Below are 19,330 nucleotides of genomic sequence, written 5' to 3'. Positions count from 1 at the left end.
TACCCCGCTACACCAATGGAAGTCGTGCATCAATTTCGGTGCCACGTTGTGCTTCATCTCCGTCAACAACGCTACGAATCTCAAACTGGCCACCTAACGCTTGAACACGCTCTTTCATGCCTTTAAGGCCAAACCCTTTTTGGCTATCTTGAAGCGGAAAGCCAATGCCATCATCAGCAATCTTTAGCGTGATTGTCGCATCAATGACGAGCTCTATTCGCACCTGTTTGGCTTGAGCGTATTTGAGAATGTTATTCAGCGCTTCCTGGCATAAACGGAACAACGTCACCTCCATCATATCTGAGAGCACTCGCTGGCTAACATTGTCGACAGTAAATTCGACTTCAATACCAAGCTGTTCAAACTCCATCTCACGCACCATTTGCTGAATGGCGGAGATCACATCTAAATCATCCAAGGTTTTTGGTCTTAATCGAGTAAGCAGTCCTTTTGTGGTGTCATAGACATTCAGAGACAAGGATTCAATGGTATCAGCGCAACCAATGCTCAAATCAGGATTGTTGACGCGCTTAATAATGCTCGCTTGCGTTCGAATAGCAGTGATATTCTGACCAATTTCATCATGCAGTTCGCGAGCAATGTCCTTACGCACCGACTCTTCCGCTTGCACCAACTGTTTCGCTAAGTGCTTATTGCGAGTAAGTTCAGAGCGAAGCTGATGGTTTAAATCGCGTTGTCTCTGCACCGCCATACCCAGCAATATTCCCGTTAATGATTGAGCACTTATTGATAGCAGTAGGTCCGTGACTTCCAGTTGTGACACCCCACTACGCGCCGCTATTAATGCACAGCTATTAAGAAGCGTACCTAGCAGAGCACCCTGCCATCCATAACGAAACGCAAGCAAGATGATGGGTATTGCCAAACAAAACGGAGCAAAGCGCCTGAGCTCGTCAGGCAGCCCGACTTGCAGAGAAATGCTCACCGCAAACAGTGCAATGAACAGCAAAATGGGCTTATAGTGAAATTCGATTGGTTGATGAATGAGGTTAGATGTCAAAGGTCGCCACGTACTTTGAAATAGGTAATTCCAAATGAGGTAACAGCTCGGCACCAGCATAAGCCCCGCCGTTATACTCACCAAACCGACGAAACTCAGAGAGTCACTATGACTGCCGACAGCAAGCATGTTAATCAGAGCGCAGGCAACAATCGCTGCAGCTTGAATAAGTAATCGTCGCCACTGAGCACCTTGATAATAACGCTCAGCAACCAAGGCAACAGGAATACTTAGCGCACTAGCAACCAAAATGGCCGACCACTGAGGCTGCGCAAGCAAAATAGCCAGAGAGATGGTTAAGCACCACTCAGCAGCATAAACGGCACCCCAGTATTTTTTAGCGGCATGCAGGGTAATCCCAAGCCTAAGAGCGAACGGGAAAAACAGAATTGCCAACTCAGCGTCGTTAACGAAGTAATAGGAAATCACCCATAAGCAAAACCAACTGCACAGGGTTATCAGCCATGCACTGGCGCTGGCAACGAGGTAAGTTCGCATTACAACGTCGCTTCTGCCCTAAACAACTTGGCAAGTTCCACATTGTTTTTGACAGCAAGTTTATCCAGTGCATTAGCACGATGAACATGAACGGTTTTATGACTTAATCCAAGTTCGGCCGCTACCGCCTTCACATCGAGTCCCGTTGCCAAGAGCTCTGACACTTCATATTCACGTTTAGTGAGTCGAGATAAGGCTTGTTGGAACGGTCTTGGAGAAGCCAGTTTCATGGCAATATCCGGGGTAAGATAGCAACCACCGTTGGCACTGGTTCGCACCGCTTGAATCAGTTCATCAGGACTGCAACGTTTGGTCAAATAACCAAGTGCACCTAATTCCAATGCCTTTTCCACCATAGCAGGAGAGTCATGCACACTGAGCATCACACAGGCAATGCCCTTGGGCATCGACTCTAGTAACGCGAGACCACTTTCGTCCGGCATCGAGATATCCAGAATACATACCTGCACACCACTGCCCGGCAGCCCTCTTTTAGCTTCTTCAACCGAGCTAAACTCACCGACTACATTAATGTCTTCCTCTAGATTGAGTAATTGAGCAAACCCAGAACGTACGATGATGTGGTCATCCACTAAAACAACATTGATCATGATGAAGTACCAGCTAGAGAAAGGCGAAAAATGGGGTAACTTAACGCCGACGCATCGATTAAGCAAATAGCGTTTGGTTCTAAAAAAAGCGCTATCTATGATTCCAATGGCTCAGGCAAACCAAATGCGAAATCGTAGACAGCGCTTTTCAGGGGTATATTAAGCGGTAGCTTGTTGTAACTGCTTCTTAGCTTTACGAATTTTCTTCTCTTCTGCGATAGCTACGAAGACCAATAGACCGATACAAATCGCCGCAGATGTATCCAGCGCCGCAAAGGTACCTTTCCATCCTGTCAGACCAAAGATAGGCGTTCCATCGGCAATCATACCTAAACCTAACTTCGCAAAGCTGTCACCAATGAGGTAAGCAAACGTCCCTTTCACACCGTCGGCAACACTGATGGCTTTCTTAGGTACGAAACCTACTGCCGCTACACCGATAAGTAGTTGAGGACCAAAGACCAAGAAACCTAGAACAAATAGAGAAGCAAGATACATGAACTCGCTTGTCGCATGCTGGTAGAACTCCAAGCTTACGATGATTAGCGCCAATGACACACAAGCTACCAGAGCACGGCGACCATTCGCCAAATCAGACAGATAACCCCAAAGTAAGGTACCCACTAATGCACCGACTTCAAATAAAGTGAAACCTGAGATTGCCGCTTCTTTGGATAGACCAAGTTCTTGATAGGCATAAACCGTTGACCATTGGTCGATACCGATACGCACGATATACAAGAAGATATTGGCAAAACACAGTAACCAAATCACTTTGTTTTTAAGTACATACTCAACAAAGATTTCACGCTTGGTCATTTGGTTTTCTTCAGCCGCTTCGTCTTCTTCACTCACCGCTTCATCGAACAATTCTTCTACTTTACCTAGACCGTAAGCTTCGGGAGAGTCACTACCGTAACGAAGACCAAAGAAACCAACCACCAAAGCAATCATAGATGGGAACACAAACATACCAATCACGTGACCATCAAACAGGTAGTTAGCACCGAATAGCGCAACACCCGCCGCACCTGCACCACCTACGTTGTGCGACATGTTCCAAAGGCCAAGGTATGAACCACGCTTGTTACGTGGCGTCCACTTAGTAATGGTTGAATAACTTGAAGGTCCACCGGTACTTTGGAAGAAACCACTTAGTGCATAAAATGCAATCATCAGGAATAGACTAACGCTGCCGCCACCCATACTGAAACTGAAGCCAAGCATCGCAAGACCTGAAAGGATCAGCATAAACGGAAGGAACTGTTTGGTGTTCTTGCCATCGGCATAGTAGGACACCACGGTTTTACCAATACCGTAAGTGATGGAGAAACCAAGACCAATCAAACCAAGTTCAGTCATGGAAAGCCCATAGTTCGAAATCATATCGTTTTGCGCGATATTGAAGTTCTTACGAATCAGGTACATGGTCATGTAACCGATAAAAACCACTAAATAGGACTGTAAGAATGGTTTAAACCACATTTTGCGTCTTTGTTCGACGGGAAGATCCAACGTCGGCTTACGCACTTGCTCTAGAAATTTCAACATGATGAATCCTTAGACTCTCAACATAAGGGGCAGCACTACCCAAAGAGCGACCCATCGCCGGTCTTGGTATGGTGCAAAAAGTAAATTCGTTTGAGGATCAGCGCTAATAACGCTGAAAATCTATGAGCAAGAGTGTAAGAATTGGCCGAGATAATGGCTTGAGAGGCGGTCTTAGGAGTACTAGGAAAAATTCCTAGTACTCGCTAGTTATCAAAGAATACGTGAATCACATCACAGATGTAGGGTTATACTAAGGCGTGTTTAATGCAAGTAAGTGCACGTTGCAACGTAGTCTCTGGACAACCAAGGTTAAGGCGAACAAAGCCCGAACCTTCTTTACCAAAGGCCGTACCCATACTTGGCACCACGCCAGAGTCGATAAAGCGCTGCTCCAGATCGCTGTCAGTAAGGCCAAGTGCTCGGCAATCCAACCACGCTAAATAGCCCGCTTGAGGAGGTAAAAACTTCACCCCTGTACCTGAAAGCTCCAACTCTACAAAGCGTTGAAGTCGCTCGATATTTCGTTCTAGATACTGCTTTAATTGCTCCAACCATTCAGCACAATGCTGATAGGCAACGGTCGCGGCGACCATAGACAAGCTATTAAACACATCCATGCCATGAGCATCTAATCGCCTAACAAAGCACGCTCTCAGTTCCTCATTAGGAATAATGAAATTAGAGATACGCAGTGACGAAAGGCCAAAGGTCTTGCTCGCTGCCGTTGCCACTATCAAACGTTGATTTAGGCTTTGCGGCAGTTTCAGCGCCGAATAGTGTTGTTGGCCGGAAAGCGTAAGATCGCACCAAATTTCATCACTTAACAACCACACTTGATAGCGCTCGCAAAGCTCTGCAAGCTTTAGCACATCTTGCTGTGACCACACACGTCCCGTTGGGTTGTGAGGATTACAAAAGATCATCGCCTTTGCACCTTGAGCAAAGCACTGCTCGAGGTGTTCAAAGTCAATACTGTACTCGCCATTCTCAAGCGTTAATGGATTTTCCTTCACTACTCGGTCGTTGAACTCAATGATTTTGCGAAAGGACCCGTAGCCCGGAGACTGCATGACAATCTGGTCACCAATATTGGTAAGCATTTGCAGTGCGATCGATAACCCAGGCAACACACCATGGACCGTTGTGACCCACTCCTTATCGATATGGGTGTCATGCTGAGTAACAAACCAGTCAATGATGGCTTGATAATAGTCAGCATCTCGCTCTGCATAGCCAAAGACACCATGCTCAGTGCGCTGCGTTAGCGCATCTAATACCACTTGTGGCGCTTTGAAATCATAGTCTGAGACCCACATAGGGAGTAAATCCGATTGATGCAATCCTAGCTTCTGACCCATAAAATCCCATTTAAGCGAGCCAGTGTTACGACGTTCTAACGTTTGGTCGAAGCAATTCATTCAGCAGTTACCTTATTTTGTTGGGGTAGCAACAGTTTGTAATTCTGTATTATCTGTTGATTCTGGCTTCGCTTTCGCAATACCAAAACCAGTAAAACCGTAAATAAGCGCGAAGATAACGCCGGTATAGCACTGAATCGCCCAAGGTAGATAATCAAGCGTTGCCACGCCTAGCGTGCCCGCCATGTAAATACCTGCAGCGGTCCAAGGCACTAGCGGTTCAATAATTGTGCCTGCATCTTCGATAGTACGAGAGAGGTTCTTGGTATCTAGACCCATTTTTCGGTAGGCGTTTTGGAACAGTTCTCCCGGAATCAATAGCGCTAATTTGCCGTCTGATGTCGTGAACACAACCGTAATCGTCGCGATAACCGTTGAAGTAATCAATTGACCCGTTGAGTGAATCAGATGCAGGAAGCGACCAAGCACCACGTTCAATGCGCCAGTTAAGCTTAAAATACCTGCGAAAGAGAAGGCACAGAATACCAACAAGATAGTGCTCATCATTGAGAACAGACCACCACGGTTAAGCAGCTTCGCTACATCCGGAATGATGCCTGATACTTCGTGGCCATTCGCTTCAAACATTGATAGATTAAAGCCATCAACATACGCTTGGAAACCTTGTTGTAGCGAGAAGCCTTGAAGCAGCATGCCAAGAGCTATAGCAATCGCCGACGCTGCAAGCATGAGCGGTAATACTGGCTTTTTAGTAAGAGCACCCCAAAGAATCATCACTGGTGGAATAATAAGAACAATGTTGAGGTTATAAAGGCTTTCAAGGCCCGCTAAGATCTCAACAACTTTCTCTGGTTCGCTCACTCCTGCCACATCGGCACTTTGACCAGCAAAGAAAAACACGGTTGCGGCAATCACAAAGCCTGGCAAGGTAGTGTAGAGCATATGTTGGATGTGTTCGTACAAGGTTGTGCCTGATACCACTGGAGCAAAGTTGGTTGAATCAGACAGTGGAGAGATTTTATCGCCGAAATAAGCGCCAGAAACTACTGCACCCGCAGCGGCTGCAAGCGACACATCTAGGCCAGCCGCAACACCCATTAGTGCAACACCAACAGTACCTGCTGAACCCCAGGATGTACCTGTACATACCGATACTACGCTAGTCACGAAAAAGGCAGCGATAAGGATGTATTCGGGACTGATCACTTTAAGTCCCCAATACACCATATAAGGGATCGTGCCGCTCACCATCCAACTGGCGATAAGGCCGCCAACAGAAACAAGAATTAGGATGACTGGCATCGCCTTGGCAAGCTTCTCAACAATAGCGCCAATAATGTCATCCCAGTTGTAGCCCATCTTCCAAGCGATGAAACCAGTAAATGCCGCAGAAATCAGCAGCAAGACTTCAATTCGTAGTCCTAGCGCTCCGTAGCCGATTGCCAAAAGCAAAAACATCACCGCGATAGGGGCGAGCGCTAAACCAAATGAGGGCAGAGGCTTTGAATTTGTCATAATGTATATCCTCAAAAACTGTGTAGGGTTTGTTCGCAGAGATAATATCCTTAGCCTCATTCCAAAATTGAGAGCTAGATGACTGTTTCATGTAAGCGCTTACATGAGATTATCTGATGTGAACATTCTCACGTTTTTTCATTGATAATTACCTTTTTAACGACTTGACGGTCTGTCTTTCGACTAAATTGGCTTCAAAACGATGGTTATGGGGAGGAGTATAGGCTGATTTTTTGAGGTTCAGTGCTAGCTTCGCGGCATGCACCGACATCTCGTCGATAGGGTTGTGCATTGTGGTTAAACGAGGATAGAGATAGCGTGCCAACAACACATCATCAAAACCCACAATAGACATATCGTCAGGTACTACCACGCCTTGTTCGTAGAGACTTGCCATCAACCCCGCCGCCATGACATCATTAAACGTCACCACAGCAGTAACTTCTGGGCACCGCGCCATCAACGCCTTTCCTGCCGCTTCACCACCAGACTCACTGAAATTCTCGTTAATAATCCAGCTAGGCGGTACTTCAATGTTGGCGGATGACATGGCGTCTTTATAGCCTTGAAGGCGATCGGTTCTATCTTCTATCGGCAGATCGCTGGTGACGTAGGCTATCTTGCGATGACCTAAAGCAATCAAATGCTCCACCGAGACCTTTGCTCCAGCTCGATTATCCACCCATACCGAGCGATTCGAGATCTGTGGAATAGTGCGATTGAGTAGAACCATAGCGGGAGCTTGGGCAGCGTAGCGGAGCAAAGTGGCATCATCAAGCATTTTGGCATGCACAACCATAGCTTCGCAGCCTTGGCTAATAAGAAAGTCCAAGCCTTCTTTTTCACGTTCCGTATTGTGACCGCCACTCACCACTACCAGTTGATGGCCATTAAGACGTACCACCTCTTCGACATTTTTGGCGATTAGTGCAAAGAAGGGATCAGCCAAGTTACCTGTGAGTAGACCTAGTGTGTTATTGCTTCGTTTCGCTAACGCAGCGGCTCGAGGGTCACGACGATAGTTAAGCGTTTTAATCGCTTTCTCCACCCGCTCCAACGTTACTGGTTCTACGTAGTGAGAGCGGTTAATTACCCTCGATACTGTCGCTGTCGAAACCCCTGCTAACTCTGCTACGTCTTTCATGGTTGCCATGACTGCTTTCCTTAACGCTCTCTATTGCGAACTCGATGCTAACGTTTCTTGCTCTTGAATTGACTCGCACGGGTCTTTTTATTGGTGCGTCGATTGGCTTGCTTGTCTCGTTTAGGGCGCTTGCTTTCTCCTGTCGAGGGTTTATCCGTCACCGGAAAGTCAGCCAGCTCTTCCAACACTAAACTTCGTGATGTGAGTTGACGAATCGCCTCAAGATATTCGGTTTCACCATGGCAAACTAGCGACAATGCCTGTCCCGTTTTTCCTGCTCTGGCGGTGCGCCCAACTCGATGCACGTATACAGATGGGTCACTTGGCAACTCATAATTAATCACGACGGGAAGATCATCTACATGGATGCCTCGAGCTAAAATATCGGTAGCAATCAGTACTTGAATCTCACCTTGTTTGAAAGCCTGTAGGGTACGTTCACGCTCCGTTTGCTCTTTATTGCCATGTAAGGCGCCACTAGTAATACCTGCTTTATTCAACTTCTTACAAAGCGCATCGGCATTGTCTCGTGCACCAATAAACACCAACACCTGAGGCCATTGATGCTCAGTAATTTGCTTAATCAGCACATTGGCTTTACTGCCTTTATTTACCAAATACAATGTCTCTGCAATCTGCTCCACCACACTATTGGTTTTATTGGCTACAACTCTGATTGGATTGTTAAGCAAAGTCGTGACTTTTGCTTCCAACTGTTCTGGTAGCGTTGCTGAGAACATTAAGGTTTGTTTTCTGTTGCTCAATCCATTGAGTATACTCTGAATGTCTGGCCAAAAACCCATGTCGAGTAAACGGTCAACTTCATCAAGCACAACAGTTTCAATACGTTGAGTGTCCACCAGCTGTTTATTCATGATATCGAGCAAACGTCCAGGTGTTGCCACTACAATCTCTGGAGCAGCATTAAGCTGACCCACCTGCGGCTCTACATCCTCGCCGCCGCAAACCACAGCGACTGAATAACCTAATAGAGCGACGATAGGATCGATGGTCTCTGTTACCTGTTTCGCCAATTCACGCGTAGGCACTAGTATCAAGGCTTGCTTTATCTCGTTGTTAAGCAACTGCTCTATCAGCCCAAGACCAAAGGCTAAGGTCTTACCGCTGCCAGTTTGTGCAAGAGCCAAGACATCGTGCTGTGCGGTAATTGCAGGAATAGCGAGGGTTTGAATATGAGTAGCATGAGAGAATTCACTAGGAATGGCATCAATTAATGCCGAGCTTAACGTTAACTCAGAAAAAGACATGATAGGTTTACACGAGCGCTGAAATATGTGCGGATGATAGGAGGAAAGCGTGTGGAACTCCAGTTTCTGCATCAATAAAAGTGTTGATAGTTGAAGTGTTAAGTTGGTAAGCGGCTGGCAAAAACGAGCCTGCTCGAATCAATGAGCAGGCTCTGATAACAGTTAAGACGCCGTTGCGTACTGTTCTAGTTCTGCGTGGGATGCCGTAGTAATGAACTCACCATCTAGGTAGAAATCAACAGAATCTTTACCGCTCACTCCTACAAGTGTGCGTGCCTTGCCAGAATCATCAATGAAGTCCATCTGTGTTGTATTGTCATCTAGCTTAGATAACTTAACAGGTGCAGTAGAGAGCTTCTTTCCTACCTTGTGGTTTACTTTGATGTACGCTTCAGCGGGAGTGTCCGCTACCGCCTTTTTCTTAGTTAGTGGGTTGGTACCAGTCCAGAACTCAATAGAGTTAATCACGAATAGATCCGCTGCCGCTGTAATGGCATAAACTGGTGACATCAAAGTGTATAGGCCAGCACGAGCATAACGGTTGTCCACACCTTTTAGGTTAACTTCATACATCACCATACTCGTTGTTGCCATTTGGCCAATACAGCCAGTTAGCATAGTAGACATTAGTGCAGCAGCAATCGTGGTTTTAATTAGTTTCATTTGTTTCGCGATCCTCTCGCATCATCCGATAGATAAATGATGAGCAAGTTGATTAAAGTGGATTATTACAGGAGAGGCGCCAGGCGAGCGGCTCATCCCATTCACACCATTAATAAAATGGCGCGCGATTATAGCCAGACTTTAGAGCATCGCAAGCACTTAAAAACTAGAGATTTATTGATAAAAACAAAGAAATTAGAAAGAGAAGAACCCAAATAGCCAAAACAATGTCAAACAGGATGAATTTACATTTACATTCAACTAATTACAAAACATAAAAGCTCAATTAAATTCTGGGAAAAAGGGAAGGTTTTTCGTTTTAACATCATAGAAAAAGAGGGTTGCAGTCCAATTCTTACAACCCTCTTAATGAAGACTTACAACATGACTAGGCTTGCGGTACCAAGGAACGCAAAGAAGCCGACCACATCGGTAACCGTCGTTAATATGACTGAACCCGCTAAAGCAGGATCAAGCTTGAGCTTATCCAGAACTAGAGGAATCAAGACACCAAACAGCGCTGCTGTGATGATATTGACGACGATAGCCAACGCTATGGTCGCACCAAGGATCGAAGACTGGAACCACAATCCAGCCATCGCACCTATGATGATCGCCCACAGTAGCCCGTTAATTGCACCAATGCCCAACTCATTCTTGATAAGGGCAAATCGGTTACCGGAGGTAATCTGGTTGAGAGCCATAGAACGCACGATCAAAGTTAGTGTCTGGCTTCCTGCGATCCCACCCATAGAACCGACAATAGGCATAAGGATCGCAAGGGCAACAACCTGCGAAATGACGTTTTCAAACAAGCCAATTGTCACTGAAGCTAAAATAGCGGTAAGCAAGTTAATCCCCAACCAAACCCCACGCTTTTGCGAACTTTTCAATACTGGTGCGAACAGGTCATCGCCTTCATCCATACCCGTACCAGCCATTAAACGCGTCTCGTAGATTTCTCGTTGCGTGCTAAGAGCAAACTTCCAGTCAATCTCCCCTACCAACAATTTACGTTCATCCAGAATAGGCAATGCACTGAAGGAGGAACGCTCCATTGCTTCCACCGATTCGGCCAATGTTAGCTTTGCACTAAGCGTGGTGACGTGCTCCAAAACCAATTGTTTGATTCGCGTTTTAGGATCACTTTTTAAGACATCGCTATAATCCACCATCCCACGAAAACGTTTTTGCTTATCAATTAGATAGATATGCTCTGGCTGCTCATAATTGTATTTATCAATCAACAGCTTGGCTCTGTCTACTGAGATACTAAAAGGAATCGTAATGACTTTCCTATCTGCCCAGCGGCCAATCTGATCTTCTTCATATTCATTGGCTTGGTCATAAAGCTCTAGCTCATCCTTTTCAAGTAAAGAGATAGCTTCGGCAATGATGTCATCAGGCAGTGAGTCCGCCCACTCGATAAGCGAAAGGTTATCCAACTTCGCCAGCGTAAGCTTAAGCTCAGTTTCCGATAACGCATCCAGAATAGAAACACGTACTTCCGCACGAGTCTCTGTGAGCACTTCGATATGCATTTCCAGCGGCAACTCACGCCACAAACGAACCCTTTGCTCTATAGGAAAGGCTTCCAATATCAACCCCACCGACGACGACTCCATCCCCTGCTCTATAAGTTCATTAAGCACACTTGGTTGCTCATGCTCCTCAGCTTGAGAGATTTGTTCGATTTGTATGGATAGATCTTGGAATTCGCTCACTCGTGGCTCCACATGGTGCTATACGTTGTTAGTCTCGTAAATTTGTTCGATAAATTAGCGCGTTAGAGTTAAAAAACTCTGTGATAAATGTGCTGAATAGAAAGAAGAAATCTTAGCTTGTCACAGATGAATAATCTAGCGTGGTCTTGATGAATTCAGAGGCATTATTGAACAATTAGACCTAAGAAGAGTAAAGGCATGTCGCTATCTATGAAATAACCACACGCCTTTGAAAGTATTACACTTGAGGCGTTAACTGATGACTGATTGATTGGCAAATAGCGACTAACTCGTTCTTTGTCGTTTCAATACTATCTACAGCATGATGAACTGCATCAGAGTCTAAAGTGACATATGGAACAGTTAACACAGCCAACATCTCACTGCCCGTAAAGATCGGCACACTGATATTAGTAATACCCGAAATTTGTGGACTGGGACCAATAAAGTAACCTTGATTCTTGGTCAGATTGAGTAAAGCGTTCGCTTGTTCTATTTCGTAATCAGTTGCACCACTCTGCTTGAGTATTTTCTCTCTTTTGAGCTCATCACTAAAGCTCAACAGTACGATTCCAGAGCCGGATGAACATACGTCTAACTTAGCGCCAATCTTAAGGCTAAAGCCCATCTTATATGGACTCTCTTCCCTTCCGATCACCACCAGATGCTGATTGTCATACCATGAAACATGGCATGATTGATTGACTTTTTCACTCACCATTTTCATTAATGGCTTGGCGATATTTAACAGTTGAGACTGAGGTGGATACTGATTCGCAACGGTAAACATCTGCATAGAAAACATATATTTACCGCTATCTTCATTAAAGGTCACATAACCACGACGAGCCAACACGGAGAGTACTCGGAAAATCTCTCCCACACTACGACCGACCATCTCTGCGATCTGTTTCTTTGACATGGGTTCAGCTGAACTTGCTAGCAACTCCAGTATATCCAACCCTTTCTCTAAGGCTGGGGCGTTATACTCCTGCCGAACAACTTTTTCCAAGTACCTGCTCCTTATTTCACTAAGCCCATCATTTGTGGGATCGTCATCGAGATTGCCGGGATATAAGTCACTGCCATTAGTACTAAAAATATCACCGCAAAGAATGGTAGCAGCGTTTTGATCACATGGTCAATTTTGATATCGCTAACCTTACAACCAGTAAATAGTATTGGTCCAACTGGTGGTGTTATGGTGCCAAGTGACAAGTTAAACACCAACAAAATACCAAACTGGACTGGATCCATACCCAAATTCATACAAATCGGTAGAAAGATGGGTGTGAAAATTAATACCGCTGGCGTGGGATCCATAAAGGTCCCTACAAACAATAAAATCACATTGATGATTAGAAGAATCACAATCGGGTTATCGGTTAACGACAACAAAGCATCGGCTATAGCTCCAGGAATTTGCGTAAACGCCATTACCCACGACATGATTGACGAAGCGGCTATCATAAAGATGACAATCGCAGTTAACTTGGCAGTCGACAACAAAATACTTGGGAGCTGTTCAACTTTCAGAGCTTTGTATATAAACCCAAGCGCCAAAGAGTAAACGACCGCAATAGCTGAAGCTTCTGTCGGTGTAAAGATGCCTGCGAGAATACCTCCTATCACTACCACCACTAATGACAAACTAGGTATTGCATCAATAAATAGTTTGGCGCGCTCAGAAAGGCTCATCACATGTTTCGACATATATCCACGGCGATAGGCCATAAACCCTGCCACTAGCATAACGCCACCACCCCAGAGTAAGCCGGGCAAATAACCGCCCATAAAGAGTGCTGAAATAGATACCGAACCAGCGACTGTCGCATAAACAATTAACGTGTTACTTGGTGGAATCAACATTCCAGTTGGAGCAGATGCAATATTTACCGCTGTTCTAAATGGCGAGTCGTACCCTTCCTTCTCTTGAATAGGGTTCATAATTCCACCAATCGCCGCTGCCGAAGCAACGCCAGAGCCACTGATTGAACCAAACAACATATTGGAGACCACATTAGTTTGGGCTAATGCTCCAGGAAAATAACCCGTTACTATGCGCGAGCAATTAATGAGTCGTATGGCTATGCCACCGTTATTCATAATATTGCCCGCTAAAATGAAAAACGGTATCGCTAGCAATGCAAAACTATCCAAACCCGTGAACATTCGTTGGGCGGCTGTCGTCGTAGCGCCTGCTAAAGGCAGAATACTGACCATGGCAACAAATGAAGGCAATCCAATACTAATACCTATCGGCGCACCTAAAACGAGTAGAATGATAGCGCCGCCGAACATAATAAGGGCAGCGAGGGTAGCAGCATCCATATGTCTATCCTTTTACACTAAGTTGCTGAAACTGATGTATTAGTTTCAGTTGGTTGATAACGAAATAAACAAGAATAAGCACTCCGGCAATAGGTAATGCCGAGTAAATAACACCCATTGGCACTTCTAAGGCCGAATCTAACTGCCACATTTGACGAACGGACGCTTTGAATCCGCCTTGCCACATAACCACGAAAGCAAATATAGCGATTGTCCATTCAGTGAAAATATCAACCAGTATGCCTATTTTCGGCGAGAACTTATCTCGTACATAGGTAATAGCCATATGTTCTCTCAAGCCAAACACATAAGCCCCACCAATCAACACCAACCAGACAAACATGTATCGTGACAGCACTTCACTCACCGCACTTGGACTATTGAAGACATAACGAGTAACGACCTGATAAGTAACAAGAACTGTCAAGAATGCCATAATAGCGATACAAGCTCGTTCCACTACCCAGTCGATGATTTTCTTGAACTTATCTGTCCAGACTAACAACTTTTCCACTAGACTTTTCCTTGCAAAAAAGGAGTTAGGCTTGGCGCCTAACTCCTTCTTAATTAGCTCAGTTCACTGATCGCCTTAGTTAATTCTTTCTGTGCGTCAGTTTTAATCAATTTTTGCTGTAGAGGTTTGCAGCTTTCCTGGAATTGTCTCACGTCGACATCAATAAAGGTCGCACCATTCTCCTCCGCTAACGCACGAGCCTTACCAATTTGAGCATTCCATTTAGCAAACTCGTCAACAGTCGACTCTTTAGCTAAACGACGAATCGTCGCTTGGTCTTCCTTCGACATTGAATTGATGAAGTCGTCGCTGATAACGACTAGGTCAGGCACCATCAAGTGAGAAGTTTTGCTAAAGTAAGGAGCCACTTCATAGTGCTTCATATCGGCATAAGTAATTTCATTATTCTCACCACCGTCAAGGACACCTTGTTGAACCGCAGTATACACTTCACCTTGACTCATCGGCACACCAGTACCGCCCATGCACCCTAGCATCTCTACCATAGTATTCGACTGCATCACGCGGATTTTCTGACCTTTCATATCCTCGACTGACTTAACGTTATGCCCCTTGGTATAAACGTTACGAGAACCAGCGGTATAGGCCGTCAATACTTCAAAACCAAACTTTTTGGTAGAGGCAAATAGCTTGTCTAGAGCTCCGGAAGTAAACACTTTTTCTTGATGCTCAATACCGGTATAAGCGAAAGGCATGCCGATTGCAGTGAAGGTATTGTCATAGTTTTCTACCAACGGGGTTGCTACTACTGCCATTTGCACTGCGCCAGCTTGAACCAGCTCCAACGACGCACGTTGATCGCCGAGCAGTGCATTGGGATAAATAGTAACTTTGTAACGACCATCCGTTTCCGCTTCTAACTGTTTACCAAACTCTTCCAAAGCCAAATATTGAGGGTGCTTGTCAGATTGGTTAAATGCCGCTTTGATTTCCGTTGCTGCAAATGTCATTGATGATACTGTGACTGCTGCGCCCGCTACGGTAGTAAGAAGTACATTTTTCAGAGTTTTGTTCATGTTAATTTCCTATTAGTATCAACTAAGCCAATGTATCCATTGGAATAAAGTCCATATCGTCGAATGTTTGATTTTCACCTAACATTCCCCAAACAAAGCTATAGTTTTGCGTACCACACCCCGAATGAATCGACCAACTTGGTGACAGTACGAGTTGTTTATCTCTAACTAGAATGTGACGAGTTTCGGTAGGTTCGCCCATCATATGAAACACGGCTTGTTCTGGCTTGATATTGAAATACACATACGCTTCCATTCGACGCTCGTGAGTATGTGCAGGCATCGTGTTCCAAACGCTACCCGGTGCTAAATGAGTGATTCCTAAACATAGCTGACAGGTTTCTATCACATCCGGATGCAGGTATTGGTTAATGACGCGTTGGTTTGCCGTCTCTATTGAACCAAGTTCTACCACGCGAGCCTCACTCTGAGGAATTACCCTTGTGGGTAGCGATTTGTGCGCTGGTGCACTTAATCCGTAGACTGTCGCGTTACCTTCTACTTTCTCTATCTCAATTGTCTTTGAGCCTAGGCCGACATAAAGCACATCCATAGCATTTAAATGGAACGTTTTTGCATCTACGGTTACTTTTACAGCTCCTTCTAAGCAAGCTAACCCAAGCTCTCTTCGCTCAAGAAAAAACTCGGTCCCGAACGACTTACTATCTATCCACTCCTCTAAAATCAATGGTTTATCTTGAGGACAAATTCCTAAAGCAACCGCTCGGTCAATATGGCTATACGCTACCGATACCCGAGATGGTATGAATAGCTCGTCGATCAAGAACTCATCACGCAGTTGTGCAGTGGAGTACTTTTTCACGTCTCTAGGGTTCGCTGAATACTTCGTTAACATAACTTTCCTTAACCGTAATTTATGCTTTTAATAGTAACAGTCGTTCTTATGTGATCAATACCATTCACATATGAACAGCTGTAGACGTGATCACTGATCCTTAAAATTGGAAAATTAACGGTTAAATCTTGAACTAGATCTTATTTTGAAACTGCGTTTTAAAAACACAAGGAGAGGTATTTGATATGAGTAAATTAACTTTGAATATTAAGCAGAGATGAACTCAATGGGCGTGGCTGGCTAGAACACAGCCACGTTACATTGATCATAAAAAGTGGTGAGCGTAAATAGTTGAACTTACCAGTGACGCTGTCTTGGCTCGAATTGTGGTGATGTTTTCTTTTTCAAAGCCTGTTGTACGCGAACAAAATTTCTCCCCAGCATAATGCGTATCTGGCTATAAGTTTCATACGCCAAAAGTTTCCATGCAGGTGCGGTCCAATAGCGAGTGTACATATGCTTCATAGCGGCGGTCACATCTGGGGATTTTTGGGCGATTTGAGTACAAAGTGTCAATGCCTCTTTCATAGGATCATCGCTGACTTCGGTCACTAATCCCATAGATAATGCAGCCTTAGCGTCAAGTTCTGTAGCGCATATCGAGATTCGCATCGCTTGGTCCTTCGGCATGATTTCTCTAAGAGCAATGGATCCCGCCATATCTGAGGTTAATCCCATCCGCGACTCCATGATTGAAAGGTTGGCATTAGGCGCACAGAATCTAAAATCGGCCCCTAGCGCGATTTGCATACCCGCTCCCCAGCAATATCCTTCGATTACAGCAATAACAGGAACGGATAGCTTTCGCCAATTACTGCTTACTTGCTGTGCACGATTTGATTGGCCAGGAAGCCACTTAAACAAGAGTCTTGCAGCAAAGCTCTTGTTTTTCATCATAGATTTGAAATCGAGTCCTGAGCTAAAGTTGCCTTCACTTCCCGTCAGGATAACTGCCCTCAGCGTTCGGTCGTTACGAAGCGCTTTGCTCACATGAATCAACTCATTAAACATAATCATGTCGACGCCATTAAGCTTATCCGCCCTGTTTAAGCGTACAGTCACGACGTGCTCGTCCCTAGTTACTTTAATGCGTTGATAATCCATCCTTGTATCCTCTGTCTAATCGTCTATCGCATCCGATATGCGAACTCTAATAGTTATCTCAAAGTGTAGTCGGCAAACCATCACAATTAGAATCAATACTCTAAAATGAGAGGTCATCGCGAAAAAAGCTAGATACTTGGATCCATGGTGTTAAGCGAGTAATTGTGAGCGAGGTTCATTCTTAACAATATTAATTTATAGAATTATGAGATTGCTCTAATTAGCCGTCGAGTATTCTTGTGAACAGCGACTAGAGTGTTTGAATATCTTAGACGTAACGGATAATTAGGAAGTACTGTCCATGATTAAGGAAAATCAATCACGCTCTAAACACCAATCCAAAGCTAATAAGCTCTCTGAAAACAGTCGTGACCCTTTATGGCTTACGGTCAGCTATACCATCTTTACCTACCTACTTCTTAGCTACGTACTACCTAATTATTTAGGAACAGAAACTGCTGTTGGCATGGCGCTTGTTGGGCTTCTTGCCGAGTATGCTCTGTATGTCTCTTCACTGTGGCTGTTACCAGAGCTGATCGCTCTAGTAAGATCTTTCAAATCAGAGTCCGACATAGAAACCGTACAGAAAACCATTTAACTCAAACGTTATATCACTCGCAAAAACTATTTTAATGATTAAGTATTAACCAAATAAAAATAAGTTCGCGCATTTACAATAGGTTACGACTAGCACATTAATAGCCCAAAAAAACTGTGAGCAAGATCAACTTGATCCTGTAAATTCATAGTGTTACTGTGGCTTGGATGACGAAAATATGACCACAAGGAGTGTGCTTTGCCGAATATTCAAGTGAGTCGTTGGCGTGTTGAATCCTGTCCAGAATCATTGGAACAGAAAATCATCTCTGCCGTCGCCTACCAAGAAATGAAGGGAACTATTTCTGATTTTGAGTTGTGTCAGATATTCGGAGAAACCGTTTGGAAGAGCGGAGAGAATTACCATACACATGCTGTTTCTGTGTTAATCAATGAAGCAGAAAGGTGCTGTCGAGTCATTCCAAGATTACCGGTTGGGTAGTCTGTATTGATAACCTAATGTTTTGATATTAAAAAGGGTCTACCAACTGGTAGACCCTTTTTTGTATTCTTGTCACTTATTATTAGCTCTGCGAATAGATAGCTTCCAATTTTTCATCTTTGCGCTTCCATACATCGTTGAGCCAGTTGTGGAAGCGACGTTTGAAGACTTTGTCGTTGAAGTAATCGCCGTTGAGGTTTTCGTCCATCTGATATACATCGATTTTGACCACAACTTTCGTCAACTTACCCTTCAACAAATCATTAAATGGGTCTTCTCGATTTTCTGGATACGCCAGTGTGATATCAACGACCCCATCCAACAAATGGTTCATGGCGTTAAGTGTAAACGCTACACCACCTGTTTTTGGCTTCAATAGGTGTCGATAAGGTGTTTTAACCGTCGCCAACTTTTCTTCGCTATATCGCGTCCCTTCAACAAAACTGATCATCGTTGTTGGCACGTGCTCAAACTTTTTACAAGCCTTGCGAATCGCATTAAAGTCATCATTGCGTCGCTCGGGGTGCTTAACTAGATAGGCCTGCGAGTGTCGCTTCATAAATGGCATATCCAAGCCCCAACAAGCAAGACCAACGAAAGGCACATACAGTAAGCTTTGTTTTAGTAAGAATTTGCACATTGGCATTCTGTTTTTCATCACGGATGTGATGATAACAATGTCAGCCCAGCTTAAATGGTTAGACAACAACATATACCATTGGTCTGGCGTCAGATCGTCACCGCCTTCAACGTCCCATTCAATGTTGTTATTCAAGTTTAGCAGCCATAAGTTAATCGTCGCCCAAAGCCACATCTGTTTATTAGATAGGCTGGTCATCAATGTCTGAACGAATTTCAGTGGCAGTAGTAATTTGATGATCGAGAATGTGCAAACTACGAATGCAGTCACAGCCGTATTTGCCATTACTAGAAAAGAATTGATGAAGAGACGTAGATTGCTGAACATACCAATTGTTACAAAACTTAAAGAGGCCGCAATCATAGCAACTTTTGGCTAAACGTATAGTAAAGCTTTGTCATTCAAACGTGCCTTTCTAAAGGCACGTTTATTTTA

18 protein-coding genes are annotated in these 19,330 nt (G+C 44.5%); 2 read left to right on the top strand and 16 right to left on the bottom strand.

What is annotated here, in order from left to right; all coding sequences use genetic code 11:
• Positions 1 to 7 precede the first annotated feature (7 nt).
• The 15 genes from uhpB to L2W36_RS17865 form a co-directional block, all read right to left on the bottom strand.
• Positions 8 to 1,519 (bottom strand): signal transduction histidine-protein kinase/phosphatase UhpB, encoded by a 1,512-nt coding sequence (gene uhpB, locus L2W36_RS17935; protein WP_198558150.1) that lies wholly within the window; start codon positions 1,517 to 1,519, stop codon positions 8 to 10.
• Positions 1,519 to 2,130: a transcriptional regulator UhpA gene (gene uhpA, locus L2W36_RS17930; RefSeq protein ID WP_006069894.1), complete on the bottom strand. Its 612-nt coding sequence runs from the start codon at positions 2,128 to 2,130 to the stop codon at positions 1,519 to 1,521. Before uhpA ends, uhpB begins: the two co-directional genes overlap by 1 nt.
• Positions 2,131 to 2,289: 159 nt before the next feature.
• On the bottom strand, positions 2,290 to 3,681 hold the full coding sequence (uhpT, locus tag L2W36_RS17925; RefSeq protein WP_124940128.1) for a hexose-6-phosphate:phosphate antiporter: 1,392 nt from the start codon (positions 3,679 to 3,681) through the stop codon (positions 2,290 to 2,292).
• Between the two features lie 245 nt (positions 3,682 to 3,926).
• Positions 3,927 to 5,099, bottom strand: a complete 1,173-nt coding sequence (locus L2W36_RS17920; RefSeq protein ID WP_062458052.1) for a MalY/PatB family protein — start codon at positions 5,097 to 5,099, stop codon at positions 3,927 to 3,929.
• Positions 5,100 to 5,111: 12 nt separating this feature from the next.
• A complete protein-coding gene (gene nhaC, locus L2W36_RS17915; protein ID WP_062458056.1) occupies positions 5,112 to 6,575 on the bottom strand; it encodes a Na+/H+ antiporter NhaC in 1,464 nt (487 codons plus the stop codon).
• 148 nt (positions 6,576 to 6,723) lie between these two features.
• Positions 6,724 to 7,728, bottom strand: a complete 1,005-nt coding sequence (locus L2W36_RS17910; protein WP_038229300.1) for a LacI family DNA-binding transcriptional regulator — start codon at positions 7,726 to 7,728, stop codon at positions 6,724 to 6,726.
• Between the two features lie 38 nt (positions 7,729 to 7,766).
• Positions 7,767 to 8,987: a DEAD/DEAH box helicase gene (locus L2W36_RS17905; RefSeq protein ID WP_038229298.1), complete on the bottom strand. Its 1,221-nt coding sequence runs from the start codon at positions 8,985 to 8,987 to the stop codon at positions 7,767 to 7,769.
• Between the two features lie 162 nt (positions 8,988 to 9,149).
• Positions 9,150 to 9,650: a DUF3332 domain-containing protein gene (locus L2W36_RS17900; RefSeq protein WP_096443200.1), complete on the bottom strand. Its 501-nt coding sequence runs from the start codon at positions 9,648 to 9,650 to the stop codon at positions 9,150 to 9,152.
• Between the two features lie 377 nt (positions 9,651 to 10,027).
• On the bottom strand, positions 10,028 to 11,374 hold the full coding sequence (locus L2W36_RS17895) for a magnesium transporter (RefSeq protein WP_038229294.1): 1,347 nt from the start codon (positions 11,372 to 11,374) through the stop codon (positions 10,028 to 10,030).
• Positions 11,375 to 11,612: 238 nt separating this feature from the next.
• A complete protein-coding gene (locus tag L2W36_RS17890) occupies positions 11,613 to 12,386 on the bottom strand; it encodes an IclR family transcriptional regulator (protein ID WP_198558154.1) in 774 nt (257 codons plus the stop codon).
• 11 nt (positions 12,387 to 12,397) lie between these two features.
• Positions 12,398 to 13,705, bottom strand: a complete 1,308-nt coding sequence (locus tag L2W36_RS17885) for a TRAP transporter large permease (protein WP_031496093.1) — start codon at positions 13,703 to 13,705, stop codon at positions 12,398 to 12,400.
• A 4-nt stretch (positions 13,706 to 13,709) separates the two neighbouring features.
• Positions 13,710 to 14,219: a TRAP transporter small permease gene (locus tag L2W36_RS17880; protein WP_006069884.1), complete on the bottom strand. Its 510-nt coding sequence runs from the start codon at positions 14,217 to 14,219 to the stop codon at positions 13,710 to 13,712.
• Positions 14,220 to 14,272: 53 nt separating this feature from the next.
• On the bottom strand, positions 14,273 to 15,256 hold the full coding sequence (locus tag L2W36_RS17875; protein ID WP_236110865.1) for a TRAP transporter substrate-binding protein: 984 nt from the start codon (positions 15,254 to 15,256) through the stop codon (positions 14,273 to 14,275).
• Between the two features lie 22 nt (positions 15,257 to 15,278).
• A complete protein-coding gene (gene kduI, locus L2W36_RS17870) occupies positions 15,279 to 16,112 on the bottom strand; it encodes a 5-dehydro-4-deoxy-D-glucuronate isomerase (RefSeq protein ID WP_198558155.1) in 834 nt (277 codons plus the stop codon).
• Between the two features lie 297 nt (positions 16,113 to 16,409).
• Positions 16,410 to 17,216, bottom strand: coding sequence for a crotonase/enoyl-CoA hydratase family protein (locus L2W36_RS17865; protein WP_006069881.1), 807 nt, complete (start codon positions 17,214 to 17,216; stop codon positions 16,410 to 16,412).
• Between the two features lie 301 nt (positions 17,217 to 17,517).
• On the opposite strand from L2W36_RS17865, the gene L2W36_RS17860 reads away from it, so the two are divergent.
• Both L2W36_RS17860 and L2W36_RS17855 read left to right on the top strand, forming a co-directional pair.
• Positions 17,518 to 17,814: a hypothetical protein gene (locus tag L2W36_RS17860; protein WP_031494511.1), complete on the top strand. Its 297-nt coding sequence runs from the start codon at positions 17,518 to 17,520 to the stop codon at positions 17,812 to 17,814.
• A gap of 198 nt (positions 17,815 to 18,012) precedes the next feature.
• Positions 18,013 to 18,255 carry a hypothetical protein gene (locus L2W36_RS17855; RefSeq protein WP_038167169.1) on the top strand — a complete coding sequence of 81 codons (243 nt, stop codon included), beginning with the start codon at positions 18,013 to 18,015 and terminating at the stop codon, positions 18,253 to 18,255.
• A gap of 82 nt (positions 18,256 to 18,337) precedes the next feature.
• Here the strand turns inward: L2W36_RS17855 and L2W36_RS17850 are convergent, their stop codons facing one another.
• Entirely contained in the window at positions 18,338 to 19,222 is an 885-nt protein-coding gene (locus L2W36_RS17850) for an acyltransferase (RefSeq protein WP_038221894.1), read from the bottom strand.
• Between the last annotated feature and the right edge of the window lie 108 nt (positions 19,223 to 19,330).

Source organism: Vibrio sp. McD22-P3, from assembly GCF_021568915.1.
Taxonomy (GTDB): Bacteria; Pseudomonadota; Gammaproteobacteria; order Enterobacterales; family Vibrionaceae; genus Vibrio; species Vibrio mediterranei.
Note: the sequence above shows the minus strand (reverse complement) of the source record. Positions and strands in the feature narration are given on the sequence as shown.

Excerpts from the sequence above, each read along its gene's own strand:
- L2W36_RS17850 (WP_038221894.1), bottom strand. The coding sequence starts at position 19,222 with ATGTTCAGCAATCTACGTCTCTTCATCAATTCTTTTCTAGTAATGGCA.
- L2W36_RS17920 (WP_062458052.1), bottom strand. The coding sequence starts at position 5,099 with ATGAATTGCTTCGACCAAACGTTAGAACGTCGTAACACTGGCTCGCTT.
- L2W36_RS17905 (WP_038229298.1), bottom strand. The coding sequence starts at position 8,987 with ATGTCTTTTTCTGAGTTAACGTTAAGCTCGGCATTAATTGATGCCATT.
- L2W36_RS17910 (WP_038229300.1), bottom strand. The coding sequence starts at position 7,728 with ATGGCAACCATGAAAGACGTAGCAGAGTTAGCAGGGGTTTCGACAGCG.
- uhpA (WP_006069894.1), bottom strand. The coding sequence starts at position 2,130 with ATGATCAATGTTGTTTTAGTGGATGACCACATCATCGTACGTTCTGGG.
- L2W36_RS17885 (WP_031496093.1), bottom strand. The coding sequence starts at position 13,705 with ATGGATGCTGCTACCCTCGCTGCCCTTATTATGTTCGGCGGCGCTATC.
- kduI (WP_198558155.1), bottom strand. The coding sequence starts at position 16,112 with ATGTTAACGAAGTATTCAGCGAACCCTAGAGACGTGAAAAAGTACTCC.
- L2W36_RS17900 (WP_096443200.1), bottom strand. The coding sequence starts at position 9,650 with ATGAAACTAATTAAAACCACGATTGCTGCTGCACTAATGTCTACTATG.
- nhaC (WP_062458056.1), bottom strand. The coding sequence starts at position 6,575 with ATGACAAATTCAAAGCCTCTGCCCTCATTTGGTTTAGCGCTCGCCCCT.
- uhpT (WP_124940128.1), bottom strand. The coding sequence starts at position 3,681 with ATGTTGAAATTTCTAGAGCAAGTGCGTAAGCCGACGTTGGATCTTCCC.
- L2W36_RS17860 (WP_031494511.1), top strand. The coding sequence starts at position 17,518 with ATGATTAAGGAAAATCAATCACGCTCTAAACACCAATCCAAAGCTAAT.
- uhpB (WP_198558150.1), bottom strand. The coding sequence starts at position 1,519 with ATGCGAACTTACCTCGTTGCCAGCGCCAGTGCATGGCTGATAACCCTG.
- L2W36_RS17875 (WP_236110865.1), bottom strand. The coding sequence starts at position 15,256 with ATGAACAAAACTCTGAAAAATGTACTTCTTACTACCGTAGCGGGCGCA.
- L2W36_RS17865 (WP_006069881.1), bottom strand. The coding sequence starts at position 17,216 with ATGGATTATCAACGCATTAAAGTAACTAGGGACGAGCACGTCGTGACT.